Below are 23,199 nucleotides of genomic sequence, written 5' to 3' on the forward strand. Positions count from 1 at the left end.
CGTGGCCTGCGGGGCAGGGGTCAGCGGCGGGCTGGGCGCGGGCCGACCAGCCGGCGGACCATCGGCGCGGCGTTCCACTTGGCCGCGCCGACCAGGTCGCGGGCGTGCTCCAGGACCGTGTAGTCGGGTCGGGTCAGCCCGTCGGTGATGGCCCGGTCCAGGTCGTTGCCGCAGCGGCTCAGCACGCTGTCGAAGTCTCGGCGGACCGGCTCCTGCAGGTCGTAGCCGAACGAGCGGTGCAGCCGGGCGAAGAGCGGCTTGTACAGCCGGACCCGCTCGTGCAGCCCCGACGAGTACGACATCGGGTTCTTCGGACGGCGCAGGATGTAGTCGGGCAGCACGTCGGCGAACGCCCGCCGGACGATCCACTTCTCCTGCCCGTGGCGCAGCTTCAGATCCAGCGGCAGCCGCATCGCCAGCTCCACCACGCTGAGGTCGAGGAAGGGCACCCGGGCCTCCACCCCGTGCCCCATGGCCGCCCGGTCGACGCGCTGCAACTCGGTGCGGCACAGGTTGCGGATCCGGTGCAGGAACAGCCGGCGGGCCGCCGCCGGGCCGACCTGGTGGTACATCGGGTACCCGCCGAACAACTCGTCGGAGCCGTCGCCAGTGAGCACCACCTTGATCCCCAGGTCGCGGAGCCGCCGGAAGATCGGCACCGAGACGACCGCGTTGATGATGTCGCCGTACTCGGTCAGCTCGGAGATCCGGATGGCCTCGCGGACGTCGGCGAGCCGGATGTCGCGCGGACGCAGCTCGACCACCACGTGCGGCACGTCGAGGTCGGCGGCGAGCCGTCGGGCGTACGCCACGTCGGGGCTGTCCGCCACACCGACGGTCACGGCGACGCAGTCCGGGTGGATGTCGCGCACCTGCCGCAGGGTCAACGAGCTGTCCAGGCCGCCGGAGAGCACCACCCCGACGGTCAGGTCGGTCTCCACCCGCATCCGGATCGCGTCGCTGAGCGCGGCGCGGACCAGCAGCGCGGCCTCGTCCGGGTCGTCGATGACCGACAGGCCGTCGCCGATGGTGAGCAGGTCGACGTACGGGCTCAGTCGCACGTGCCCGTCCGCCTGCGCCCAGCCGTGGTGCCCGGGCGGCACCTCGGCGATCGGGGCGCCATGCCCGACGAGCGCCTTCACCTCGGAGGCGAGATGCAGGCAGCCGGGCCGCCGGGACCAGTACAGCGGCTTGACCCCGAGCGGGTCGCGGGCCAGGTACGCCCGGCCGGTGCTCCGCTCGACGACCGCGAAGGCGTACTCACCGCGCAGCCGGGTCACCGCCGCCTCGCCCCACTGCTGGAACGCGGCGAGTAGCACCTCGGTGTCGCTCTCGGTACGGAAGACCTGCCCCAGGCGGGTCAGCTGCGCCCGCAACTCCCGGTAGTTGAAGATCTCGCCGTTGAAGCACAACAGCCATCGTTCGTCGGTCGACGTCCACGGCTGCACGGCCCGATCCCGGTCGACGACCCGGAGCCGACGGGTGCCGGCGAGCAGCCCGCTCTCGGACCGGGTCTCGGTCACCTCACCACGGGGGGTCAGGGCGGCGAGCATTCGCCGGAAGGTCGCCGGGTCGGCCTCAGGACCGATACTCAACGCGATGCCGCACACCGGCTCAGACCCCCATCTCGGCCTCGTACGCCCGGCGTAGGCGACGCCGGGCAGTGGGCGCGAGGCACAGGTGCCAGGCCTGCCCCTCGTCGATCACGTTGATCTCGCCGGCCTCCTGGCGGGCCAGCAGCAGCTCCGCCAGGGTGTCCCGGGCACCGAAGCGCTCGAACCAGGTCAGCTCCACGTCGACCGAGTAGCCGAGGCAGTGCCCACTGGGCAGCATCGCGGCGTAGCCCAGGCGACGCAGCCGGTACTGATGCTCGGCGCTGCGGACCAGGCTGGTCACCCAGAGCGGCGGGGTGGCCGGCGGCACGGCGGCGGTGAACTCGCGTCCGATGTCGTTGAGCAGGGCCACCACCTCGCACCGAGCGCGGCGGAACAGCAGCCCGGCGGTGCGCGGGGTGGCGTCCGGTTGGAGCCGGCGACGCAGCCCGCGCGCGGCCCGGCCCAGGATCGTGGCGGGCTGCTCCTGGTAGCGGAACCGCAGCAGGTCACGACGGCGCAGCCACTCCAGGTCGACAAGTTCGGCGCTGCCGTTGACCTGGTCGTCGGTGACGAACGTCGGGGCGTCCTGCCACCACAGCACGTCGATCCGGGAGAGCAGGTAGATCCGGACGAGCGCGCTGAGGTCCCCCGCCGAGGTGCGCTCGTTGGGCTGGTAGCGGGCCATCTCCAGCAGCAGCGTCTCGCGGGCGCCGATCAGCCCCTGCGGGGTGGCCTCGAGGACGGCGGCGAGCGCCGGCTCCCGCAGCCGCTCGTCGATGAGCACCTGGCGAGCCCGGGTGCTCGCCGCGTCGGCCAGCGCGCCGACCTCGACCAGCAACTCGGCGACCGCGCTGCGGTAGGCGGCGAGATCCGGCGCGGTGGCGGGGAGGCGGCGAGGGGCGGTGCCGGAGGGCCGACGTCGGGCCGGGGCCGTGGGCGACGCGGGCGGACCTGGCTGCTGTCCCGAGCTACGGCTGGGCACTCGCATGACGGGGTCCCTTCTCCGGTCACGGCACTGGGCGATTCGCCCTGAAACACACCGTAATCATCGGAGCTGGACCGGACCGAACAATCCTCCTATCTCCCCCGAAGAGTGCGGACCGTCGGGTTCCGCTGGCACCAGGCCCTGCACCTCGGCGTACGACGGCAGCCCTCGCGGCACGGCGAGCCCGCCCGCGCGTACCTCATCGGCGGCGGCGACCGCGGCGGCCAGCGCCGCCCGGAACAGCAGGGAGCCGGTGCTGGCCCGGGCCACCCCGGCAGCGCCCAGCTCGAGCAGCCCTGGCCCACCCGGCTGGTACAGCGCGTTCACCGGCGCGTCGATCCGCTCGGAGAGCACACGCAGCGTGGCCAGGTCGACGGTGCCGGGCACGAAGATCCCGTCAGCGCCAGCAGCCCGGTAGGCACGAGCGCGAGCGAGGGTCTGCGGCAGCGGGTCGTCCACCCCGAGCCACCAGGTGTCGGTGCGGGCGTTGACGAACAGGTCCGGCACCGCCGCCTTCACCGCCGCGACCTTGGCGGCGAGGCTCTCGGGATCGGCGAGGGTGCCGTCGGGACGCCCGTCCTCCAGGTTGATCCCGACCACGCCGAGCCCGGCCAACTCCGCCACGTACCCGGCGACCTCGGCCGAGTCGTCGCTGAACCCGGCTTCGACGTCCACGCTGAGCAGCACCGGCAGCCGAGCCAGCCGGCGGGCCAGAGCGAGGGTCTCCGCCGCGGTGGCTGCCACGCCGTCGGGAAGACCGGCGGTCGCGGCGACCCCGAGGCTGGTGGTGCCGATCGCCGGATGCCCGCGCGTGGCGAGCGCCGCCGCCGACGCATGGTCCCAGGCGTTGGGCAACAGCAGAGGGCGGCCGGCGTGGTGCAGGGCGTGGAACGCGGCACGACGTTCGCTCATCGGACGCCAACCTCCAGGCTCGTCGGAACTCGCAGGGTCGGGTGCGGCTCGTGGCGCACCGGGCCCGGACTGCGCCAGCACCGTTCCCGCAGCACGTCGAGCACCCCGGTGGCCAGCGCCAGGGCGTGTCGGTCGCCGGGGCAACCCCGCTCCCCCGTGCCGAAGGTCAGCAGCCCGGCACCGGACCGCCCGGGCTGGAACGTCGCCGGCTCGGGAAACGCCCGCGGGTCACGGTTGGCCGCATCGAAGCGCAGCAGCACCGGACTGCCCGCCGGCAGATCCCGCCCGCCCAGTCGTACCGCGTCGACGGTGACCCGGCGGGTGGCCCGGACCGGCGGGTCGAGGCGCAGCACCTCGGCCAGCAGGTCGGCGGTCCCTGCCGTGGCCGGCGCTCCCGCGACGGTCGGGGGCAGCAGGTGCTGGGCGGCTGCGCCGATCAGGCCGGCGGTCGCGTCGCACGCCTGGACCAGCAGACCGATCTGGTTCGCCCGTACCACCGGCGGGCCCTGCGGCGCGAGCGCCAACAGCGCCGCGACCGCCCGGTCGGCCCGCGCGGTCAACGCCGGGTCCACCCCCGGGTGGTACGCCGCCGCGACGACCGCGACCGCCGTCCCGGCGGCTACCGGATCAGCGAAACCGAGGCGGTCGGCCAACGCCCACAGCGGCACCGGCCGGGCCAGTTCCCGCATCACGTCGACCCGGTCGCCGACGCGGTCGAGAACGGACACGGTCAGCCGCGCCGCGTCGTGTCGCAGGTCGTCCGGGTCCAGCGAGGCCAGCGCGCTCGTGGCGACCGCCCGGCGCTCGGCGTGCCGCCGAGGTGGGCTGAACCGGCTGACCGAGGCGCGCAGCCAGGCGAGTGTGCCGGGCGGGCCGCTCTCGACTGCCGGCACCTGGAACGTCGGGTCGGTGAGCGCCGCCCGCACGTCGGCGTGCCGGGTCACCCACCAACCGCGTTCCGGTTCGAACGAGGGCGGGCCGCACTGCGGCGTTCCGGCGGCGGGCGCAAGGTGCGGCCAGGTGTCAGTCACGGCCCGACCGTAGGACCCGAACCCTTCGGTCCACACCGAACAATCGCCCGCGCCACCGCACTAGCCGCGGCGGCCGGAGGGTCAGGCGCGGCCGCTGGTCGGTGCCGGGGTCGAGGCGGGGGCGAGAAGGTTTGCCGGGACGTCCAGGGTCTCGGCCAGCGCCGTGCGGCCGGTCGGGGTGAGACGGATCGCACGTCCACTGCCCCGGGTGATCCAGCCCAGGTCGGTGAAGCGACGGCACAGCGCCGCGCCGAGCGCTCCGGCCAGGTGCGGACGGCGTTCGGTCCAGTCCAGGCAGTCGCGGACCACGGGGCGTCGAGCGGTGCGCAGGACCTGCTCGGGTACGCCCAGTTCGGTCGCCCACGTCCACCCGGTGGCGGTCAGTGCCAACCCGCTGGAGCGGTCCAGCCGTCCGTCGGCCACCAGCGCGTCGTAGATCAGCACCCCCAGCCGCCCGGCGAGGTGGTCGTAGCAGGTCCGGGCGTACGCCAGAGCGGTGGTGGCGCTCGCCGCGCGCAGCGAACCGGTCGGCGCGGGCGCGGCCGGTGCGTGCCCGGCCAGGTCCTCGATCAGCTGGGCCACCGACGGCCCGGCCAGCCGCAGGTAGCGGTGCCGGCCCTGCCGTTCCTCGACCAGCAGCCCGCCCCGGACCAGCCGGGTGAGGTGGTCGCTGGCGGTCGACGGCGCGACCCCGGCGCGGCGAGCCAGCTCACCGGCGGTCCACGCCCGCCCGTCGAGCAGCGCCAGGCACATGCCGGCGCGGGTGCCGTCGGCCAGCAGCGCGGCCAGCTCAGCCATCCCCCGACCGTCGGTACCAACGCTCATCGCCCCAGTTTAGGAAGGCGAAACGCCAGCCTCGGGTGCGGCTCCCGACCACGCGTGACGACCTCAGCCGAGCCGGGTCAGCGCGGTCACCGTCCGGTCCGTGCCGTCGTAGCTACGGGCGGCGTCGAACGCGCCCGTCGGGCGCTGCCCACCGGCGACGGCCCGGGCCAACCGCAGGTCCGCGTTGCGGAACCGCAGGGCCAGGCTCAGGTGCGGCACCCACGCTCCCGGGGCGTGCCACGGGCGGTGTCCATCGGCCTGCGTGAGCACATCCCAGACGGCGGTGTGCAACGCGGTCAACGCCGGGGTGGGTCGGACGAGCCAGACCAGCGGAGCGCTGCCGTCGAGGACCACGACCCGGTCGAGCGTAACCGGCACCGGTAGCGCGGCGTCGAACAGCTCGGCCAGGCGGTGCTCGACCCCCGGCGGAAACTCGTCGACGGCGGCGAGGGTCAGATGCGGCCGGTTGGTCGGATGGATGTTGCGGGCCAAGCTGGGCAACCCGGCGGCCACCAGACGACCCCAGACCGCCCGGACCGCGACCTCCAACCCGGGCGAGCAGACCAGTTCCACCGTTCGCACGGGCCCACGCTAGCCGAGCGGCCCGTGCCAGTCCGGCGCGCTGGTGACGATGGCCGCGCTGGTGATGGCCACGAACATGACTGTCGGGATGACGGTGTGGATGCGCTACCGAGCGCACGGCTGGCCGGCGGTCGGCGAGATGGCCGCCGCGATGTACGCCCCGTTCCTGCTGCTGCTCATACCGGTCTGGTCGTCTGGGTCGCCCTGACGCTGGTCGCGGTCGCGGACGCTGTCGACGGGCGGACGGCCGCGTGGCTGGTGGCGTTCGGTTGGTTGGCGCACGCCGGCTGGGACTTGGTCCACCACCGCACCGCCTGGGTGGTGCCGCGCGGATACGCCGAGGGGTGCGGAGTGCTCGACGTGGCCCTCGGGGGCACCATGATCCTGGCGATCCTGGCCACCTACGCCTGACCACGGCCGCCGCGAGGATCGTGAACCGACGCAGCACGGGCTCGGGGAGGGCTGTTGTGGCGGTCGGCGCAGCGGCCACGACGGCGTAATGAAAGGCTTGGCACATGAGTTCCGCACCTGCACAGCACGACGCACCGACTGACGCACCGACTGACGCCGCCCCCGCCGGCACCGAAGAGGTGTTCGCCTTCAGCGAGCTTGGGCTGCGTCCCGAGCTGCTGGGCGCCCTGTCCGCCCTCGGATACGAGGAGCCGACCCCCATCCAGCGGGAGGCGATCCCGCCGCTACTGGAGGGTCGTGACCTGCTGGGTCAGGCGGCCACCGGCACCGGCAAGACGGCGGCGTTCGCGCTGCCGCTGCTGAACCTCATGACGGCACACCGCCAGGGCGGCGACCCGGTGGCACTGGTACTGGTGCCGACCCGGGAGCTGGCGGTGCAGGTCTCCGAGGCGTTCCACCGCTACGGCAAGGACCTGGGCGCGCGGGTGCTGCCGATCTACGGTGGGCAGCCGATCGGGCGGCAGTTGCGGGCACTGGACAGCGGCGTCGACGTGGTGGTGGCCACCCCGGGGCGGGCCCTCGACCACATCGCTCGGGGCACCCTGCGCCTCGGCGGGTTGGCCACGGTGGTGCTCGACGAGGCCGACGAGATGCTCGACATGGGCTTCGCCGAGGACATCGAGGCGATCCTGGAGCACGCTCCGGCGCAGCGTCAGACGGTGCTCTTCTCGGCCACCATGCCGTCGCGCATCGACGGGATGGCCCGCCAGCACCTGCGTGAGCCGGTGCGGATCGAGATCGGCCGGGAGAAGCCGGTCGCGGGCGAGGCGCCCCGGGTGCGGCAGAGCGCCTACATCGTGACCCGGGCGCACAAGCCGGCCGCGCTCGGCCGGGTGTTGGACGTGGAGTCCCCGACGGCGGCGATCGTGTTCTGCCGCAGCCGGGAAGAGGTCGACCGGTTGACCGAGACGATGAACGGCCGGGGTTACCGCTCCGAGGCGCTGCACGGTGGCATGAGCCAGGAGCAGCGCGACCGGGTCATGGGCCGGCTGCGGGCAGGCACCGCCGACCTGCTGGTGGCCACCGACGTGGCGGCCCGTGGGCTGGACGTCGAGCAGCTGACCCACGTCGTCAACTACGACGTGCCGTCCGCCCCGGAGTCGTACGTGCACCGGATCGGTCGGGTGGGCCGGGCCGGCCGCGAGGGGGTGGCGATCACCCTCGCCGAGCCCCGCGAGCACCGGATGCTCAAGACCATCGAGCGGGTGACCGGCCAGCGGATCACCATCGACAAGATCCCCACCGTGGCTGACATGCGCACCCGGCGGCTGGAGCTGACCCAGGCGGCCCTGCGCGAGAGCCTGCTGGAGGACGACCTCGACCCGTTCCGGGTGATCGTGGAGACGCTGACCGACGAGTTCGACCTGATGGAGGTCGCCCTCGCCGCCGTGAAGCTGGCCCACGAGGCGACGTCGCCGGGCTCCGACGACGAGGAGGAGATCCCGCAGGTTCCGGTGCGCGCTCCCCGCGAGGGTCGCCCGGAGACCGGCGGACGGGGCGGTGATCGGCGCGGCGGAGGCCGGCCACGTTCCGGCGGTGGCAACACCGTCCAGGTCTTCGTCGGCCTGGGCCGACGCGCCGGGGTGCGCCCACAGGATCTGGTCGGCGCGATCACCGGGGAGACCGGCATCCGTGGCCGGGACATCGGCTCGATCGAGATCGCGGACCGGTTCTCGCTGGTGGAGGTGCCGCAGGCGGTGGCCGACGACGTGATCTCCGGGCTGCGTTCCAGCACGATCAAGGGCCGCAAGGCCACGGTGCGCCGCGACCGTGGGGGCGACGAGCGCTGAGCACGCCGCCGGCGACCGCCGAGGTACGACGGTCGCCGGCGCGGTGGATCAGAAGGAGTACGGGCCGAACCGGCCCCATGCCACCAGCGCGGCGAGGACGAGCAGCACCAGGCACGTCACGATGCCCTGGATCTCCACCTTGCGGCGCTGGGCCTCGGTCTCCGTCCGCACACCGTGCAGGTGCACCACGATGCCGCCGATCATGATGATGACCAGCCCGAGCGCGGCCAGCGGGGTGAGCACGGTGGCGATGCTGGTGAGGGCGGGCAGCACCAGCCCGATGGCGGCCAGCAGCTCGAGGGCGCCGATTGCCTTGACCTGAATCGGCGTGGCCGCCTTCGTCCAGCCCATCGTCTCGTGCAGCTTCTCCTTGGGCTGGGTCAGCTTAACCACGCCAATGCCGCCGAAGATGGCAGCGAGCAGAATCTGAATGATCCAGAGCACCATGTTCACAGGGGTTGCCTCCGGGGGTACCGCCGCATGGCGGAGAGGTAGTTGAATTTTCAAGCACGACAGTACGGTCCGCCGGAGGGCAGGCACAGGGACAGGCCCCCGCCGTCTCGAAGCGGCGGAGGCCTGTCGGGTCGTACGTCAGACCGCGAAGAGCGCCGGGCCGTCCAGCGTCTTCACGTCGGCCGGGCGCAGCGCCAGGGCGAGCACGTCGGCCACGTCGGCCAGGGTGTGCACGGTCAGCGCCTCGCGCACCTCGGTCGGCAGGTCGTCCAGGTCGGGCTCGTTGCGCGCCGGGATGATGACCTCGGTGAGGCCGGCCCGGTGCGCGGCGAGCAGCTTCTGCTTCACCCCACCGATCGGCAGCACCCGACCGGAGAGCGTCACCTCACCGGTCATCCCGAACTCGGGCCGGACCGGGCGACCGGTGACCAGCGACGCCAGGGCCGTGACCATGGTGATGCCGGCGCTCGGGCCGTCCTTGGGCACCGCGCCCGCCGGGAAGTGGACGTGGATCCGGCGTCCCGCGAGGGCGTTCGGGTCGATGCCGAACCGTCGCCCGTTGGAGCGCAGGTAGGAGAGCGCGATCTGCGCCGACTCCTTCATCACGTCGCCGAGCTGGCCGGTCAGGGTCAGCCCCGGCTCGCCTTCCATGCTCGTCGCCTCGATGAAGAGCACATCCCCACCGGCGCCGGTGACGGCCAGGCCGGTCGCCACGCCGGGTACGGCGGTGCGCTCGGCCGACTCCGGGGTGAACTTCGGCCGACCCAGATATCCGCTGAGGTTGTCGGTGCCGACACGAACCGGCGTCGGGTCGGTCGCCAGCGTCACCGCCACCTTGCGCAGGATCTTGGCCAGGGCACGCTCGAGCTGCCGGACGCCGGCCTCCCGGGTGTACTCCCCCGCGATCAGCGCGAGTGCCTCGTCGGCGACGCCGACCTCGTCGGTGGTGAGCCCGGCCCGCTCCCGCTGCCGGGGCAGCAGGTGGTCGCGGGCGATGGCGACCTTCTCGTCCTCCGTGTACCCGTCCAGGGTGACCAGCTCCATCCGGTCCAGCAGCGGGCCGGGGATGGACTCCACCACGTTGGCGGTGGCCAGGAAGAGCACGTCGGACAGGTCGAGGTCGACCTCCAGGTAGTGATCCCGGAAGGTGTGGTTCTGGGCCGGGTCGAGCACCTCCAGCAGGGCGGCGGCCGGGTCACCGGCGTAGCCGGCGGCCAGCTTGTCCACCTCGTCGAGCAGCACGACCGGGTTCATCGAACCGGCCTCGCGCAGCGCGCGGACGATGCGACCGGGCAGCGCGCCGACGTAGGTGCGCCGGTGCCCACGGATCTCCGCCTCGTCGCGGACGCCGCCGAGCGAGACCCGGACGAAGTTACGCCCGAGCGCCCGCGCCACGGACTCTCCGAGGCTGGTCTTGCCGACCCCGGGAGGACCGGCGAGGGCGAGCACCGCGCCGGAGCCGCGACCGCCGACCACGCCGAGGTTGCGCTCGGCCCGCCGGTTGCGCACGGCCAGGTACTCCAGGATGCGGTCCTTCACGTCGGCCAGGCCGGCGTGGTCGGCGTCGAGGACCGCCCGGGCCGCGGCCAGGTCGGTGTTGTCCTCGGTACGGGTGCCCCACGGCATCTCGAGCACGGTGTCCAGCCAGGTGCGGATCCAGCCCGCCTCCGGGGAGGCGTCACTGGCCCGCTCCAGCTTGCCGACCTCGCGCATGGCCGCCTCGCGGACCTTCTCCGGCAACTCGGCGGACTCGACCCGGGAGCGGTAGTCGGCGGAGCCGTCCGGCTCGTCCTCGCCCAACTCCTTGCGGATCGCGGCGAGCTGCTGACGCAGCAGGAACTCGCGCTGCGACTTCTCCAGCCCTTCGCGGACGTCACTGTTGATCTGCTCGGTGACCTCCTGCTCGGCCAGGTAGTCCTTCACCCAGCCGACCAGCAACTCCAGCCGGGCGGTGACGTCCGGCGCGGCGAGCAGCTCGTTCTTCTGCTCCAGGGTCAGCCAGGGCGCGTAACCGGCCGAGTCGGCCAACTCGGAGAGGTCGGTCATCCGCTCCACCGCGTCGATGACCTGCCAGGCGCCCCGCTGCTGGAGCACTGAGGTCACCAGGGCGCGGTACTCGCGGGCGAGTTCGCGGGCCCGACCGGCGTAGGCGGGTTCGTCGAGTTCGGTCGCCTCGACCCAGAGTGCGGCGCCGGGGCCGGGCACACCGGAGCCGATCCGGGCCCGGGACAGGCCACGGATGACGGCGGCGGGCTCGCCCTCGGGCAGCCGGCCGACCTTTTCGATGGTGGCAACCACGCCGACCGGGCCGTACTCGCCGTCGATGCGTGGGACGGCGAGCAGCTTGCGGTCACCGGTCGCGCGGGCGGCGTCGATCGCCGCCTGAGTGGATGGGTCGAGGGTCACCGGGATGACCATCCCGGGCAGCAGCACGGCGTCGGTCAGGGGAAGTACCGGAAGAGTTGCCATCGAACACCTGCCATCACGTTGGGTTGAGCGTGTCTGGCTCAAGTAACAAAGCGTTCCCCTTGTTCCGATCTGTGACCCAGGTCACCCATTCGGCCTCCGGTCGGCCTCAGGTGACGGTGTCGTCCCACCGGTCCGGGCTGGTGCCGTACAACCGCGGGTCCCCCGCAGGCAGCACCGGCTCCGGGGCGTACGCGCGCGGGTTGTCGGCGCACTCGCCGGAGTCCCCGAACGCCTCCGGCACCGGCATCTCCTCCAGCCCGTCCTCCTTGAGCTGCTCGATCGCCGCCAGCCACATGTTCTGGTGCACGGCGTCGCGGGCCAGCAGGAAGCGCAGCAGCTGCTTGACGCCCGGGTCGTCGGTCATCTGGAACAACCGGGCGATCTGGAGCCGCCCCTGCGCTTCGGCGGTGACGTTGAGCTGGAAATCGGCCAACAGGTTGCCGCTGGCAGTGATGAACGCGCCGCTCCACGGCACCCCGTTGGCGTCTACGGGCAACGCCCCGCCACCGGCATGGATGAAGTGCGCCGGGTTCGACCCGGCGTAGACCGCACCGGCGATCGGGTTGTCCGCGATGCCCTCCGAAAGCGACAGCGGCGCGCTGTCCAGCAGCCGGGTGATCATCGTGACGATCATCTCGACGTGGCCCATCTCCTCGGTGCCGACGTCGAGCAGCAGGTCCCGGTACTTGCCGGGCAGCCGGCAGTTCCAGCCCTGGAACAGGTACTGGTTGGCGACGGTCATCTCGCCCCACCTGCCGCCCAGCACCTCCTGCAAGCGGCGGGCGAACGCCGCGTCCGGGCCGTCCGGCTTCGCCTCGAACTGCAGATCCCTGACGTGGCGGAACATTCGACCTCCTCGGCAACGGGTAGCGAGGCCGTTCCCGCCCCGGTGACCCGAGCGGGCCAACCGGTGTCCCGCCTGGGTCAGCGCAGCGTCGGCAGCAACACCATTAGCGCCACGCCGGGTGGCCGTTCAATCCACCCGACTCCTCTCGTTCGGTGCGAACCCGCATGATCGGTACCCGCCGGGGAACGGCGCACTCATGCTGGGAGCCTCCACCTTGCGACTCGTCGTCGTGGACGATCACCCCATCTTCGTCCGTGGCCTGGAGTTGCTGCTCCCGCTCAGCACCAACGGCCGCGCCGAGGTGGTCGCCTCGACCGGCGACGCCGCCGCCGCAGCGGCGCTGGTCAGCCGCTGCCGCCCCGACCTGGCCCTGGTCGACCTACACATGCCACCACCCGGGGGCATCCGGGCGGTGGCCGCGATCCGGCGGACCACCCCGCAGGTACGGGTGGTCGCGATGTCCGGTTCGGCCGACCCCGCGCCAGCGGTGGAGGCGCTGCGGGCCGGCGCCGAGGGGTTCCTGCCCAAGACCTGCGAGCCAGAGGAGTTGCTGCCCCCGCTGCTGGCCGTTCTCGACGGCTGGGCGGTGCTGCCGGCCGAATTGCTGCGTGCCATGCTGCGCCCCACCCGCGCCCCGCACGTCGACCTGGACGGCGAGGAACGGCGGCTGCTGCGGGCGATCGCCGCTGGCCGCAGCACCGTCGACATCGCCGAAGAACTGCACGTCTCCGAGCGGACGGTGAAACGCATGACCGCCGCGTTGCTGCGCAAGTTGCGGGTCTCCAACCGGGCCGAGGCGGCCGCCGTCGCCGGTCACAGCGGCATCCTCGGGGAATGTTGAGCCTCGCCATCGGAGCTGATTCGCGGTTTTGGTAGGTAACGGAATCGCGACGCGCCGAATGAATGGAAGGCATATTGTTGCGGATTACCGGGGTGATAGGTCAGACTTTGGACACATCCCGCCGCACACAGGGAGTAATCGGCAATGGCGAGAAAAGTAATCACGGTCCTGACCGACGACCTCGACGGTGGGAAGGCCGACCGGACGGTCGAGTTCAGTCTCGACGGCGTGGCCTACACGATCGATGTCTCAGACGAGAATGCTGGCGTCCTACGCAAGACGCTCGACCCGTACATCAATGCGGGTCGGCGGATCGGGCGTGGTCCGGTGGAGAGCGCCCGCTCATCAGTCCGACGCCCGGGGCGACCCACCGGCGCCGGAATGGATCGGGAGCAGAACCGGGCCATCCGGGAATGGGCCGTCAAGAACGGCTACAAGATTTCCGAGCGGGGCCGGATCCCGGTTGAGGTCGTCGAGGCGTACAAGAACCGCTGACGCGCGACTCGATGACGGGGCCCGGCCGGAAACGGCGGGGCCCCGTCGTTTGTCTGTCCGGGCATCCGAAACAGCGCGGCGGCCGGTCACCGAAGGGTTGTCACCCTCAGATGGCCGGCCGCCGCTGGTACGTCAGGGTCAGTTGACGTCGATGCGCACCGAGTCGAAGGCGGGGGTCTGGTTGGCCCGCTCCATCATCGGCAGGCGGTGCGAACCGTCACCGGCCCAGACGGAGCACTGGGCGGTGCCCGACTCCGGCAGGCCCGGAATCTGAATCGTCACCTCGTCGGGCTGGGCGCCGCCGCGGCCGTCCTCGGTCGCGACGAAGAACGCCGGCACCTCCTGCGGCTCCGGCGGGGCGGTCAGGCTGTCCAGCATCCGGCAGGCGGTGTGGAAGTGACCACGGACCAGGCCCTGGTCGTTGAGCAGCGAGCTCTCCACGTAGTAGCCACCCTGACCGGCGGCCAGGAAGCGGTCCCGCACCAGGTTGCGGGTGCTGACCCGCAGGGTGAAGGGCTGACTGCGGCCGACCTGCTCGGGGAACTGGGTGATCAGCAGCGACGGGTTGTTGGCCGCCGCGCCGACCTCACCGAACTCGGTCTTCACACAGCGGTTGCCGTTCTGGAAACCGTCGTGCGGCTGCAGCCGGCTCTCGTCGCAGTCGTTGGCAAGCACGCCGAGCCCGGCGCCGGGCTCGGCGCCGCCACCGTTGTTGCCACCACCGTTGTTGCCACCGCCATTGTTCCCGCCACCGTTGTTGCCACCGGGGGTGGTGGTGGGGGTGCTGCCGCCGCCCGTGTTGCCGGTCGGCTGCACCTGGCAGTCGGCGAGCTGCGCGAGGCCCTGCGGCCGGGGTCCGACCCGGTCGATGGCGGTCGTGATCCGGTCCAGCACGGCGCGCCGCTTGGCCGCCAACGGCGCAAGGATCGCGTTGCGGATGAACGCCTCACCCTTGTTGCCCTCTGCGGCCAGCCGGCGGTCCGCCTCGGCGATCTGGGTCTGCAACTGGGCGAGGTTGCGGTCCACCTCGGCCCGCGCCCGGTCCGGCACCTGCGGCAGTTTGGCCGCCACATCAGGACAGGCAATGGCCGTACCGGGGCCCACCGTTCCGTCCTTGCCGTCCTCGCACTCGGGGACCGACTGCTGTCCGTCACCCCAGTGATTACGCACCCACCGACCGTTCTGCCAGGTCCGGCTGGTCGAACCGCCGCCAGTCGGCGCGGTCGCGCCGGGGCTCGGTTCCACGCACTGCCCCGCGGCCGGACGTGGCTTATTTGTCCGCCGGTCCTGGGCCGACGAAATCTGAGTCACGGCGACAACTCCGCCGAAGACCGCGAGCGTGCCGACAACTGCCAGCAGACGCTTGCTGCGCGCGTTGCCGGAAGACCGGCTCGCCCGAGTGGACCTGCGCATCGAATTGCTCTCCTTCTCGATCCGGTAGTGGATTTCTGCCCTCGGCGGACCGACGGATGTGAGATGCCACGCCACGGCGGCGACCCACCGTGACCTACCCGGTAATGCGTCGATGGCCGACGATGCCCTTTCCGCACCGTCTCCCGCGCCCGGTGGACGCGGATGGGGAGATCCTGTTCATTCGCGCAGGAGTACGGGGCGGCGACGGGGAAGGTTCAACCGGCGCACAGGAAATTGCCGCGACCCGACAAGGTGCCGGTGCGGAGCAGGGATCAGCAGGGAAAACGGGGCGTCAGTCAGTCGACGCAGAGGTGGTCGAAGGCGAACCCGCCCACCAGTTCGTCGCGGCGCAGGCTCAGCGCGGCAATCTGCGCGGTCAACTCGGCGCGTGGCAGCAGGTCCGCGACCGCCCTCTCCCGCAGTCGCTCCCCGACGGCGACGGTGGCGAGATCCTCGGCCAGCCGAGCCGCGTCGATGCCGCAGGAGAAGCGGTGCTCGGTCACCGAGACCCGCTCGATGAGACAGGCGTCGGGGCGTACCTGCACCCAGCTCCACCCCTGCGCCGGCCCGTCCGCCCAGCGGACATGCAGCCCCCGCACGATCGGGTCGGCCACCTGCCCGGCCACGTACGCCTCGACCGCCGCCGCGCGGGTCAGCGCGCCGAGGTCGTTGACCGGCCCGGTGCGGCCGTCCGGCAGCCGACCCAGGATGTCCCGGAAGCCCACCGGCGCCGGCTCGGTCTCGGCCGGGGTGACCCCGGCACCGCCTGCGGCGTAGGCGCGCGCGTCGATGACGTACTCCACCAGGCGGCGGCCGTGTTCGGCGGCCCGCAACGTGGGCGATCCGATCCGCAGCACGGGCAGGCCGACGGCCGCGCTCACCGCGTCCTTGAGACGCTCCAGGCGCTGCTGGGCGGAGCCGGCGGACGGCACCGGGCCGATCTCCACGGCGACGATCGGCCGTCCGGTGTCGGCGGCGTGGACCACGAAGTCGAAGCTGGCGCGGCTCGCCGAGGTCCACTGGCTGCCGGTGACACCGGGTGGGCGGCCCTGGACCAGGTCACTGAGCCGACGGGCCGCGAAGACGCGCTGGCCGGCACGGCTGAGCAGCGGGTCGCGGCCCGTCTCGGCGGGCACCGCCCGCAGCCAGCCACGGTCGTCGCTGCCGATGCTCGTCATGTGCCTGATCCATCCGCCGGTCGGTCGAGCCGGGCCGAGTCTAGGTGGTCGATCATGGGCCACCGAGTTCTGATGTGACCGGGATCACAGTAGCGCTGACGTTCCAGGGATGGCCGCCGGGTGTATCCAGCGACCGCCGGTACCGGACCGGCCCGGAGGTGACCATGTCGCGACAGCAGTTCGGCTTCCTCGCCGGGTTTCTCGCCGTGGCGGTCTGGGCGCTCGCCGGCATCGGCGTGGCCGCCCTCGCCGTGCTCGCCGGCCTGCTCGGCTGGCTCGTCGTCCGGGTGCTCGACGGCGACCTCGCGGTGACCGGTCTCGGTGACCGCCGCGCCGACGCACGGCGACGCCGATGACCACCCGCCCGTCCACGGGGACGAACCCCAATACCGGACCGAGCGCCGGGACGACCGGTTCGGAGCGCCGCCCGGGTGCGGCGGCCGACGTCGCGGCCGACGTCGCGCGGATCGCGGTGCAGGCGGCCAGCCTCGTGCCGGGCGTGTCCGTCGTCCGACCGGCGGCGGTCCGCCTGGACGACCGAACCGTCGGGCTCGACCTCCACCTGATCACCTGGTACGGACACAGCGTGCCGACGATCGCCGAGGCGGTCCGGGCCGTGGTCGCCGACCGGGTGACCGCCCAGACCGGGCTCAGCGTGGCGATGGTGACCGTCACCGTGGACGACCTGCTCGTCCCCGGCGTCGACGGGTCCGCAGCCCGCACCGTCGCAGCGGAGGACGACTGAGATGCGCAGCGCCAACCGGGTCGCCTCACTGCTGCTGGCCAGCGCCCTGCTCATCGGTGGCGCGATGCTGGCCCTCCAAGCGTTGCTGCTCACCCTGGACCGCCCCACACCGCTCGACACCGCCGGCTGGTTCGACGCGCTGAGCGGCACCCGGTGGCGCGACCCGACAGTCCAGACGGTGGCCGGCGGGGCCCTCCTGCTGGGCCTGGCCATCCTCGTCGCCCAGTTACGCCGCTGGACGCCGGTCCGACTACGCGCCGACGAACGCGACGGCTGGTACCTGCACCGACGCTGTGTGGAGCGGCGGCTCGCCGACGCCGCCAGCGCGGTGCCGGGCGTACGCCGTGCCCGGGTCCGGGTCCGACGCCGCGGCGGCCAGTGGCGTCCCCGGGTTCGCGCCACCGGCGACCCAGCGGCCCGAGCGGAGATCGAGTTCGCCGTGCACCAGGAGTTGCACCGCCTGACCGCGCCTCGCCCCGGCCGGATCGACGTCCGGCTGCTGCCCCGGCGGCGGCCGGCATGACCAACGCGGGGCACCGACTGCTGTGGACAATCGTCGCGCTGCTGCTGATAGCGGTCGGCGCGGCGGCGCTGGCGGCCAGTCTCGGCGCGCTGCCCGGCGCTGACCCGGCTGCGGTGCTGCTCAGCGCCGACCTGGTGGACCGGTGGCGGATGGCCGCGCCGTGGAGCACCCTGGCCGCAGCGGTCGCCGGGGCGCTGTTCGCTCTGGCCGGGCAGCGCCTGCTGGTCCGGGAAGCGCGGGGCCCCGGCGGTACGCTGCGCGGCACCCTGAGCCACCCCGGACGCCGACCGGGCCGGACCCGGCTGGCCGCCGACGTACTCGCCGACGCGCTGGTGCGCGACCTGACCGGCAACCCCGGCGTACGGCGGGCCCGCGTGGTGCTGACCGGCCCGCCACCGCACCCCGACCTGTGGATCCGGGTCGACCTCACGGCCGACGCGCCAGCCGCCGGCGTACGCGAGCACGTCCGCGCCGCGGTCCGCCGATTCGCGGCGACGACCGACTGCCAGCCCGCGCACCTCGACGTCACCGCCCGGATCGAGCCCAGCCGTCCCTGACCCCGACGGGCTCAGCCATCGGTTCGGCGGCGAGCGGCCAGGGTGCTGGCACCGATGGAGACCGCCAGGGTCAGCACCACCACGGCGAGGGTCAACCAGACCGGCAGCTTGCCCACCGGCGTCTCGGCGAGGATCAGCTTGAGCCCGGCGAAGGCCAGCAGCAGCGCGAGCCCGTACCGCAGGTAGCCGAAGTGTCGCAGCAGGCCGGCGAGGCAGAAGTAGAGGCTGCGCAGCCCCAGGACGGCGAACGCGGTGGCCGTCCACACCAGGAAGGTGTTGGTGGTGATGGCGAGGATCGCCGCCACCGAGTCGATGGCGAAGACCACATCGGTGGCCTCGATGGCGACGAGCGCCACCAGCAGGAGCGTCGCCACGCGCCGGTCGGCCACCCGGGCGGTGAACCGGTCGCCGTGGTAGCGGGCGTCGGTGGGGACCAGCCGCCGGAACAGGCGGACCACGACGTTGCGTTCCGGGTCGACGTCGGGCTTCCCGCGTACGGCCAGCCGCCAGCCGGTCCAGATCAGGAACCCACCCAGCACGAACCCGGCCCAGGTGAGCCGGTCCAGCAGCTCGGCGCCGGCGAAGATGAACAGCAGCCGGAAGACGAGCGCCCCCACGACGCCCCAGAACAGCACCTTGTGCTGGTATCCCGGCGGCACCTGGAAATAGCCGAAGAGCAGCGCGAAGACGAACACGTTGTCCACCGAGAGCGCCTTCTCCAGCAGGTAGCCAGAGAAGTACGCGATGGCCGGGTCACCGCCGAGGCCCCACCAGACGACCAGCCCGAACAGCAGGCCCGCGCCGATCCAGATGGCGCTCCACAGCAGCGCCTCGCGTAGCTCGATGACGTGGTTGTCCCGGTGCAGGAGCACATCCACGGCGAGCATCACCGCGATCACCGCGCCGACCGCCGCCCAGGCCCACAGCGGCACCGTGACCGTCGCCTCAGCCACCGACGCCCTCCGCATCGACCGCGGTGCACCGCCCGTTACCAGGCCGGCCGGCCGTTTCCGAGCCTAGGTGAACGGCCGGCCCCGCATCGGCGGTCCAACGAAGTCGGATCGGCCGTTCTCGTGGCCGGTCCCGGACGGGGGCGGCCGGGGTTCGACCGTCGTCAGGGTCGCCGGACCGGACCCGAGGGGGTCGAACGTCCCGGGCCCTTGCGGTCTGTCGGCCCTGCCGCCGAGCACGCCGTGGGCGTCCACTGGAGATGCCACCGGGAAGCGCGGTGCGAAGCTGAGAAGGGACGTGGAGACCATGACCGCGACGATCGAGCAGGTCACCGCCGAGAACACCGCTCCGAAGGCCCGTACCGCTCACCAGCGGGCCGTACGGTACATCCTGGCCGGCACCCGGCTGGCACTCGGCTGGATCTTCCTCTGGGCCTTCGTCGACAAGATGTTCGGCCTCGGGATGGCCACCGAGTCGAAGAACGCCTGGATCAACGGGGGCAGCCCCACCAAGGGATTCCTGACCTTCGGCGTGACCGGGCCGTTCAAGGATCTCTACACCGGGATCGCCGGTGCCGCCTGGGCGGACTGGCTCTTCATGGCCGGCCTGGCCGGGATCGGTGTCGCCCTGCTGCTCGGCATCGGCATGCGGGTCGCCGCCGTGGCCGGTGGGCTGCTGCTGGTCATGATGTGGACCGCCGTCCTGCCTCCCGAGAACAACCCCTTCATGGACGACCACCTGATCTACGCCGCGGTGCTGGCGGTCCTGGCACTGGTCAACGCCGGCGACACCTGGGGCCTCGGCCGGGCCTGGGCGGCGCTGCCGATCGTCCGGCGGATGCCCTGGCTCCGTTGAACCACCGCACACCCCTCGGCGGGCGTCACCAGCACCGGTGGCGCCCGCCACACAGTCGTCCCACCGCCCGGGTCCGGAGCGCCACGGGAGCGTCGGTGCAGGATCGGCGTGTGGCGACGGCGAGGCAGGTGGCGGGTCCGCCGCACATCGGTGAGGTGTGATCCGGCAGGATCGACGGTGACCGGACACATCACCCAACACGGCAGGAGATCCCCGCATGACTCAGGCAGCAGGCGCCCAGTCGGGCAAGCCCGAGGTTGGTCCGATCGAGGGTGCACCGCCGGCCGACCTCGTGATCGAGGACATCACCGTGGGCGACGGCCCGCAGGCCGAGCCGGGCCAGCTGGTCAGCGTGCACTACGTCGGCGTGTCGCACTCCACCGGCGGCGAGTTCGACTCGTCCTGGAACCGGGGCGAGGCGTTCGACTTTCCGCTCGGCGGCGGTCAGGTCATCGCCGGGTGGGACCAGGGCGTCGCGGGCATGCGAGTCGGCGGCCGTCGCCGTCTGACCATCCCGCCGCACCTGGGTTACGGCAACCGTGGCGCCGGCGGCGTCATCAAGCCGGGCGAGACGCTGGTCTTCGTCGTCGACCTGCTCGGCGTGAGCTGACCGACTGTCGGGGTCGCCGGCTCACGCCGGCGGCCCCGCGCCGCGCCAGGGTCCCCTCGGGCGGGGTCAGGCGGCCAGTTGCAGGTCTGTGGTCGCGGCCACCGGACGACGTGCGGCCTCGATCGCCGAGGCCGGCTCCAGAATCGGCATCACCCGGTGCAGACCGCTGACGCGCAGCACCCGTGCCACCACCGGGCTCGGGTCGACCAGGACCAGCTCGCCACCGCGGGCCCGCACCCGCAGGAACGCGGCGAGCAGCGCACGGACGCCAGCGGCGGAGAGCAACCGCAGCTCGGACAACTCCAGGTGGAGCACCGGGCGGGCCGGCGCGGACCACAGCGCGGACCGGAACGCGGCCACCGTGGCGATGTCGACCTCGCCGGCCACCCGCATGAGGACCGTCTGGTCACCCACACTGACCTGCACGTCGAGCCGGTCGCTGTGCTCTTCCATGTGCAGAAATCTAGCCGCCACCACCGACACTTTCGCCCCTTGAGGGGAGTGATTCCGGGTACGCCCAGGGGCATACCCCGAGGTCCCTCGCCTCCCTCTCGGGGTGGAGTCGGGGCAGTCCTCCCCTCCGGTCGCGGAGGTCGGGACAGCCGGGTCGATCCCCCGCTGATCACGGCCGCCGGCTCGCCGCGCGGACGAGGAACCCGAGGGTCGACCGACACCGGGTGGAGAATAGGTCGATGCTGATCCCCCGACCCCGGCCGCCCCGGCTGATCCGTCCCGTCCGCGAGCCGGCGACCAGCCCTCCGGCGCTGGCCGGGGCGTGGGCCCCCACCGACCGCCGGCTCGACCACGCCGAATTGCTGCCCCTCCCCGAGGGTGCCGTCGGCCCCGAGGATGTGCTGGTCGACGCCGGCGGGCGGGTGATCAGTGGCGACGAGGACGGTCGGCTCTGGTGGTGGCCGGTCGACGCGTCAGCCGGCACCCGACCCCAGTTGCTGGCCGAGACCGGTGGCCGCCCGCTCGGCATCGAGCTGGACCCGTCCGGCGAGGCGCTGGTGGTCTGCGACGCGTACCGCGGGTTGCTGCGGGTCACGCCCGACGGCAATGTACGCGAACTGACCGGGACGGCACCCCCGGTGCATCTGGCCAACAACGCGACGGTGAGCCGCGACGGCACCATCTACTTCACCGACAGCTCCGACCGGTTTCCGGTCTCGCACTGGAAGCGGGACCTGCTGGAGCACCGCCCCAACGGTCGGGTGCTGGCCCACCATCCGGGCAGCGGCCGCATCGAGGTGGTGACCGACGGGCTGTACTTCCCCAACGGGATCGCGCTGACCCCGGACGAGTCGGCGCTGATGCTCGTGGAGACCAGCACCCACCGCCTGCTGCGCGTCGAGCTGAGCGGCGGTGTGCGGGTCCTCGCGGACCTGCCCGCGTACCCGGACAATCTCGCTTCGGTCGGCGACGGAACGTACTGGATCGCGCTGCCCAGCCCACGGGTGCCGATCGCCGAGCGGTTGCTGCCCCATCCGCGGCTGCGTCAGATCGCCGCGCTGCTGCCCGACGCGATGCAGCCGCAGCCACGCCGCTACGGGCTGGTCGCGCTTGTCGACGGCACGGGCACGGTCCGTCGGACGCTGCACGGTCCGAACGGGCACTACTCGATGATCACTGGGGTACGCCAGCACGGAGAGCAACTCTGGCTGGGCAGCCTGACCGGGGCCGGAGTGGCCCGCGTACCTCTGGGGTGAATGCCCGGCCGCGACCCGCTTGTGTGCCGCGACCGGGCCGGTCCGCCGTTGTGGCGGGCCGGCCCTGAGCTGCCGACGGCGGTGGTTCAGCGGCCGCTGACCGAGGGCGCCGGGGCGGGCGATCCGCCGGCCACCGCGCCCGGGTGCGCCGGGGCGACCGGGGCGGGCTTGAGCCCGGGCGGCACCGGCAGGGCGCTGCCCTTGGCGAACTCGTCCCAGCTCACGTTCCACGCGGTCCAGCCGTTGCCCGGTTGTAGGTCCACCTCGGTGCCCTTGACGGTGACCAGGTCACCGACCTGCGTCACCCCCATCAACCAGTCGGCCGCGGTGGCGGAGACGTTCGCGCAACCGTGCGAGACGTTGGTGTTGCCCTGGTCCCCTTCCGACCAGGGGGCGGAGTGGATGAACTCGCCGCCCCAGGTGTAGCGCTGGGCGTCGTCGACGTCGACCACGTAGCCCCCGTTCGGCTCGCCCCGGGTGTCGAAGGTGACCCGCTCGTGCTTCTCCATGATCACCATCTTGCCGCTGGAACTCGGCGTGCTCGGCTTGCCCAGGCTGACCGGGATCCGGCGGATCTGCTTGCCGTCGCGCAGTACGGTCATCTGCTTGGTCGCGTTGTCGATCTCCAGCGAGACCTGTCGTCCGATCTTGGAGGTTGCCCGCCGCTCGGCGTCGCCGACCTTGTCCTTTCCGATCGGCAGACCCTCCAGACCGGCCCGGACGCTGATGGTGGTCCCCGGCTTCCAGAAATCGGGCGCCCGGTAATAGACCTGACTCCCATCGGCAAGCCACGACCAGGTGCCCGGCTGCGGTGGATTCGTCTTCACGAACAACCGCCGCTGGACATCCGCTCTGGCCTCTTTCGGAATTCCCGGGTCGAACGCCACCGTTACCGGCATTGCCGTGCCGTACGTCCGATTGCCGTTGAAATAGAGGGTGCTGGTGATCTGTGGTTTGGTCGATTTCGCCATCGTGGTGAATGTGGTGGTGCGGGTGGTGGTGGCACCGGAGTCACCGGTAGCGGTCACCTCGGCGGTGTAGGTCCGTCGCGGTTGCAGCGGAGCGCTCGGCACCCAGCCGGAGCCGTCCTCGCGCGGCTCGGCGCCGACCTGCTTGCCCTTGTCGTCGGTGAGGCGTACGCCAGTGACCCGCCCACCCTTGACCACGGTGCCCACCTCGGCGCTGACCGGGACGTCCCGGGCCTTGTCCCCCGGCGTCACGGCGAGCTCCAGCGGGGCGGCGTGCTTCTTGGCCGAGCCGGTCGCCGACTCCCGGCCGGCGGTGCACCCACCCAGGACGAGTGGTGCGGCTGCGATGGTTACCGCCAACAGCGTCAATCGCCGCCTAGACGTCATGTTGAGT

25 protein-coding genes are annotated in these 23,199 nt (G+C 72.4%); 11 read left to right on the forward strand and 14 right to left on the reverse strand.

Translation table 11 applies throughout. The annotated features are described in order from the left end of the window. Positions 1-20 precede the first annotated feature (20 nt). From IF46_RS0127490 to IF46_RS0127515, 6 genes are all read right to left on the reverse strand, one after another. Positions 21-1,610 (reverse strand): asparagine synthetase B family protein, encoded by a 1,590-nt coding sequence (locus tag IF46_RS0127490; protein ID WP_030491291.1) that lies wholly within the window; start codon positions 1,608-1,610, stop codon positions 21-23. Between the two features lie 4 nt (positions 1,611-1,614). Continuing rightward, on the reverse strand, positions 1,615-2,583 hold the full coding sequence (locus IF46_RS0127495) for a DUF5715 family protein (RefSeq protein WP_030491292.1): 969 nt from the start codon (positions 2,581-2,583) through the stop codon (positions 1,615-1,617). Between the two features lie 57 nt (positions 2,584-2,640). Next, positions 2,641-3,492 (reverse strand): isocitrate lyase/PEP mutase family protein, encoded by an 852-nt coding sequence (locus IF46_RS0127500; protein WP_051724222.1) that lies wholly within the window; start codon positions 3,490-3,492, stop codon positions 2,641-2,643. Further along, positions 3,489-4,523, reverse strand: coding sequence for a cytochrome P450 (locus tag IF46_RS0127505; RefSeq protein WP_084598083.1), 1,035 nt, complete (start codon positions 4,521-4,523; stop codon positions 3,489-3,491). The genes IF46_RS0127500 and IF46_RS0127505 overlap by 4 nt, the downstream gene beginning before the upstream one ends. Positions 4,524-4,604: 81 nt before the next feature. Further along, positions 4,605-5,348: an ArsR/SmtB family transcription factor gene (locus IF46_RS0127510; protein ID WP_030491295.1), complete on the reverse strand. Its 744-nt coding sequence runs from the start codon at positions 5,346-5,348 to the stop codon at positions 4,605-4,607. A 63-nt stretch (positions 5,349-5,411) separates the two neighbouring features. Continuing rightward, positions 5,412-5,930: a 2'-5' RNA ligase family protein gene (locus IF46_RS0127515; RefSeq protein ID WP_030491296.1), complete on the reverse strand. Its 519-nt coding sequence runs from the start codon at positions 5,928-5,930 to the stop codon at positions 5,412-5,414. 96 nt (positions 5,931-6,026) lie between these two features. Between IF46_RS0127515 and IF46_RS34065 the strand changes: the two genes are divergently transcribed. Both IF46_RS34065 and IF46_RS0127530 read left to right on the forward strand, forming a co-directional pair. Further along, complete coding sequence (locus IF46_RS34065; protein ID WP_198041557.1) at positions 6,027-6,341, forward strand: hypothetical protein; 315 nt, start codon at positions 6,027-6,029, stop codon at positions 6,339-6,341. Between the two features lie 104 nt (positions 6,342-6,445). Further along, positions 6,446-8,191 (forward strand): DEAD/DEAH box helicase, encoded by a 1,746-nt coding sequence (locus IF46_RS0127530; protein ID WP_030491298.1) that lies wholly within the window; start codon positions 6,446-6,448, stop codon positions 8,189-8,191. A gap of 48 nt (positions 8,192-8,239) precedes the next feature. On the opposite strand, the gene IF46_RS0127535 is transcribed toward IF46_RS0127530, so the two are convergent. From IF46_RS0127535 to IF46_RS0127545, 3 genes are all read right to left on the reverse strand, one after another. Next, positions 8,240-8,638 (reverse strand): DoxX family protein, encoded by a 399-nt coding sequence (locus IF46_RS0127535; protein WP_332261505.1) that lies wholly within the window; start codon positions 8,636-8,638, stop codon positions 8,240-8,242. 144 nt (positions 8,639-8,782) lie between these two features. After that, positions 8,783-11,113 carry an endopeptidase La gene (gene lon / locus IF46_RS0127540; RefSeq protein ID WP_030491300.1) on the reverse strand — a complete coding sequence of 777 codons (2,331 nt, stop codon included), beginning with the start codon at positions 11,111-11,113 and terminating at the stop codon, positions 8,783-8,785. 106 nt (positions 11,114-11,219) lie between these two features. Continuing rightward, positions 11,220-11,960: a manganese catalase family protein gene (locus IF46_RS0127545; RefSeq protein WP_030491301.1), complete on the reverse strand. Its 741-nt coding sequence runs from the start codon at positions 11,958-11,960 to the stop codon at positions 11,220-11,222. A 229-nt stretch (positions 11,961-12,189) separates the two neighbouring features. Between IF46_RS0127545 and IF46_RS0127550 the strand changes: the two genes are divergently transcribed. Then, positions 12,190-12,801, forward strand: coding sequence for a response regulator (locus tag IF46_RS0127550; RefSeq protein WP_232234191.1), 612 nt, complete (start codon positions 12,190-12,192; stop codon positions 12,799-12,801). 144 nt (positions 12,802-12,945) lie between these two features. After that, the gene (locus IF46_RS0127555; RefSeq protein WP_030491303.1) at positions 12,946-13,296 is read left to right on the forward strand and encodes a histone-like nucleoid-structuring protein Lsr2; all 351 of its coding nucleotides are present in this window, start codon (positions 12,946-12,948) and stop codon (positions 13,294-13,296) included. Between the two features lie 138 nt (positions 13,297-13,434). Here the strand turns inward: IF46_RS0127555 and IF46_RS0127560 are convergent, their stop codons facing one another. Next, the gene (locus IF46_RS0127560; RefSeq protein ID WP_030491304.1) at positions 13,435-14,709 is read right to left on the reverse strand and encodes a hypothetical protein; all 1,275 of its coding nucleotides are present in this window, start codon (positions 14,707-14,709) and stop codon (positions 13,435-13,437) included. Between the two features lie 296 nt (positions 14,710-15,005). Next, complete coding sequence (locus IF46_RS0127565) at positions 15,006-15,887, reverse strand: DUF2726 domain-containing protein (protein ID WP_030491305.1); 882 nt, start codon at positions 15,885-15,887, stop codon at positions 15,006-15,008. 164 nt (positions 15,888-16,051) lie between these two features. Between IF46_RS0127565 and IF46_RS0127570 the strand changes: the two genes are divergently transcribed. The 4 genes from IF46_RS0127570 to IF46_RS33460 are packed head-to-tail and all read left to right on the forward strand — an operon-like array spanning position 16,052 to position 17,712. Beyond that, entirely contained in the window at positions 16,052-16,243 is a 192-nt protein-coding gene (locus IF46_RS0127570) for a hypothetical protein (protein ID WP_157563577.1), read from the forward strand. Next, positions 16,240-16,632, forward strand: a complete 393-nt coding sequence (locus IF46_RS33450) for an Asp23/Gls24 family envelope stress response protein (protein WP_051724223.1) — start codon at positions 16,240-16,242, stop codon at positions 16,630-16,632. Before IF46_RS0127570 ends, IF46_RS33450 begins: the two co-directional genes overlap by 4 nt. A gap of 1 nt (position 16,633) precedes the next feature. Next, complete coding sequence (locus tag IF46_RS33455) at positions 16,634-17,155, forward strand: DUF6286 domain-containing protein (protein WP_030491308.1); 522 nt, start codon at positions 16,634-16,636, stop codon at positions 17,153-17,155. Further along, positions 17,152-17,712 (forward strand): hypothetical protein, encoded by a 561-nt coding sequence (locus IF46_RS33460; protein WP_030491309.1) that lies wholly within the window; start codon positions 17,152-17,154, stop codon positions 17,710-17,712. The genes IF46_RS33455 and IF46_RS33460 overlap by 4 nt, the downstream gene beginning before the upstream one ends. Before the next feature lie 11 nt (positions 17,713-17,723). Here the strand turns inward: IF46_RS33460 and IF46_RS0127590 are convergent, their stop codons facing one another. Next, a complete protein-coding gene (locus tag IF46_RS0127590) occupies positions 17,724-18,680 on the reverse strand; it encodes a TerC/Alx family metal homeostasis membrane protein (protein ID WP_030491310.1) in 957 nt (318 codons plus the stop codon). Between the two features lie 280 nt (positions 18,681-18,960). Between IF46_RS0127590 and IF46_RS0127600 the strand changes: the two genes are divergently transcribed. After that, the gene (locus IF46_RS0127600; RefSeq protein WP_030491312.1) at positions 18,961-19,518 is read left to right on the forward strand and encodes a DoxX family membrane protein; all 558 of its coding nucleotides are present in this window, start codon (positions 18,961-18,963) and stop codon (positions 19,516-19,518) included. Between the two features lie 217 nt (positions 19,519-19,735). Beyond that, positions 19,736-20,128, forward strand: coding sequence for an FKBP-type peptidyl-prolyl cis-trans isomerase (locus IF46_RS0127605; RefSeq protein WP_030491313.1), 393 nt, complete (start codon positions 19,736-19,738; stop codon positions 20,126-20,128). 66 nt (positions 20,129-20,194) lie between these two features. Here IF46_RS0127605 and IF46_RS0127610 read toward each other — a convergent pair whose 3' ends face one another. After that, positions 20,195-20,581 carry an anti-sigma factor antagonist gene (locus tag IF46_RS0127610; RefSeq protein WP_030491314.1) on the reverse strand — a complete coding sequence of 129 codons (387 nt, stop codon included), beginning with the start codon at positions 20,579-20,581 and terminating at the stop codon, positions 20,195-20,197. A gap of 239 nt (positions 20,582-20,820) precedes the next feature. On the opposite strand from IF46_RS0127610, the gene IF46_RS0127615 reads away from it, so the two are divergent. Then, positions 20,821-21,837 carry an SMP-30/gluconolactonase/LRE family protein gene (locus tag IF46_RS0127615; protein WP_030491315.1) on the forward strand — a complete coding sequence of 339 codons (1,017 nt, stop codon included), beginning with the start codon at positions 20,821-20,823 and terminating at the stop codon, positions 21,835-21,837. Positions 21,838-21,923: 86 nt separating this feature from the next. Here the strand turns inward: IF46_RS0127615 and IF46_RS0127620 are convergent, their stop codons facing one another. After that, positions 21,924-23,192: a L,D-transpeptidase gene (locus IF46_RS0127620; protein ID WP_030491316.1), complete on the reverse strand. Its 1,269-nt coding sequence runs from the start codon at positions 23,190-23,192 to the stop codon at positions 21,924-21,926. Positions 23,193-23,199: the final 7 nt, after the last annotated feature.

The sequence above is a fragment of the Micromonospora chokoriensis genome, assembly GCF_000718555.1.
Classification (GTDB): Bacteria; Actinomycetota; Actinomycetes; order Mycobacteriales; family Micromonosporaceae; genus Micromonospora; species Micromonospora chokoriensis_B.

Excerpts from the sequence above, each read along its gene's own strand:
- IF46_RS0127495 (WP_030491292.1), bottom strand. The coding sequence starts at position 2,583 with ATGCGAGTGCCCAGCCGTAGCTCGGGACAGCAGCCAGGTCCGCCCGCG.
- IF46_RS0127500 (WP_051724222.1), bottom strand. The coding sequence starts at position 3,492 with ATGAGCGAACGTCGTGCCGCGTTCCACGCCCTGCACCACGCCGGCCGC.
- IF46_RS0127510 (WP_030491295.1), bottom strand. The coding sequence starts at position 5,348 with ATGAGCGTTGGTACCGACGGTCGGGGGATGGCTGAGCTGGCCGCGCTG.
- IF46_RS0127530 (WP_030491298.1), top strand. The coding sequence starts at position 6,446 with ATGAGTTCCGCACCTGCACAGCACGACGCACCGACTGACGCACCGACT.
- IF46_RS0127535 (WP_332261505.1), bottom strand. The coding sequence starts at position 8,638 with ATGGTGCTCTGGATCATTCAGATTCTGCTCGCTGCCATCTTCGGCGGC.
- lon (WP_030491300.1), bottom strand. The coding sequence starts at position 11,113 with ATGGCAACTCTTCCGGTACTTCCCCTGACCGACGCCGTGCTGCTGCCC.
- IF46_RS0127545 (WP_030491301.1), bottom strand. The coding sequence starts at position 11,960 with ATGTTCCGCCACGTCAGGGATCTGCAGTTCGAGGCGAAGCCGGACGGC.
- IF46_RS0127555 (WP_030491303.1), top strand. The coding sequence starts at position 12,946 with ATGGCGAGAAAAGTAATCACGGTCCTGACCGACGACCTCGACGGTGGG.
- IF46_RS0127560 (WP_030491304.1), bottom strand. The coding sequence starts at position 14,709 with ATGCGCAGGTCCACTCGGGCGAGCCGGTCTTCCGGCAACGCGCGCAGC.
- IF46_RS0127565 (WP_030491305.1), bottom strand. The coding sequence starts at position 15,887 with ATGACGAGCATCGGCAGCGACGACCGTGGCTGGCTGCGGGCGGTGCCC.
- IF46_RS0127570 (WP_157563577.1), top strand. The coding sequence starts at position 16,052 with ATGTCGCGACAGCAGTTCGGCTTCCTCGCCGGGTTTCTCGCCGTGGCG.
- IF46_RS33450 (WP_051724223.1), top strand. The coding sequence starts at position 16,240 with ATGACCACCCGCCCGTCCACGGGGACGAACCCCAATACCGGACCGAGC.
- IF46_RS33455 (WP_030491308.1), top strand. The coding sequence starts at position 16,634 with ATGCGCAGCGCCAACCGGGTCGCCTCACTGCTGCTGGCCAGCGCCCTG.
- IF46_RS33460 (WP_030491309.1), top strand. The coding sequence starts at position 17,152 with ATGACCAACGCGGGGCACCGACTGCTGTGGACAATCGTCGCGCTGCTG.
- IF46_RS0127590 (WP_030491310.1), bottom strand. The coding sequence starts at position 18,680 with ATGCGGAGGGCGTCGGTGGCTGAGGCGACGGTCACGGTGCCGCTGTGG.
- IF46_RS0127605 (WP_030491313.1), top strand. The coding sequence starts at position 19,736 with ATGACTCAGGCAGCAGGCGCCCAGTCGGGCAAGCCCGAGGTTGGTCCG.
- IF46_RS0127610 (WP_030491314.1), bottom strand. The coding sequence starts at position 20,581 with ATGGAAGAGCACAGCGACCGGCTCGACGTGCAGGTCAGTGTGGGTGAC.
- IF46_RS0127615 (WP_030491315.1), top strand. The coding sequence starts at position 20,821 with ATGCTGATCCCCCGACCCCGGCCGCCCCGGCTGATCCGTCCCGTCCGC.
- IF46_RS0127620 (WP_030491316.1), bottom strand. The coding sequence starts at position 23,192 with ATGACGTCTAGGCGGCGATTGACGCTGTTGGCGGTAACCATCGCAGCC.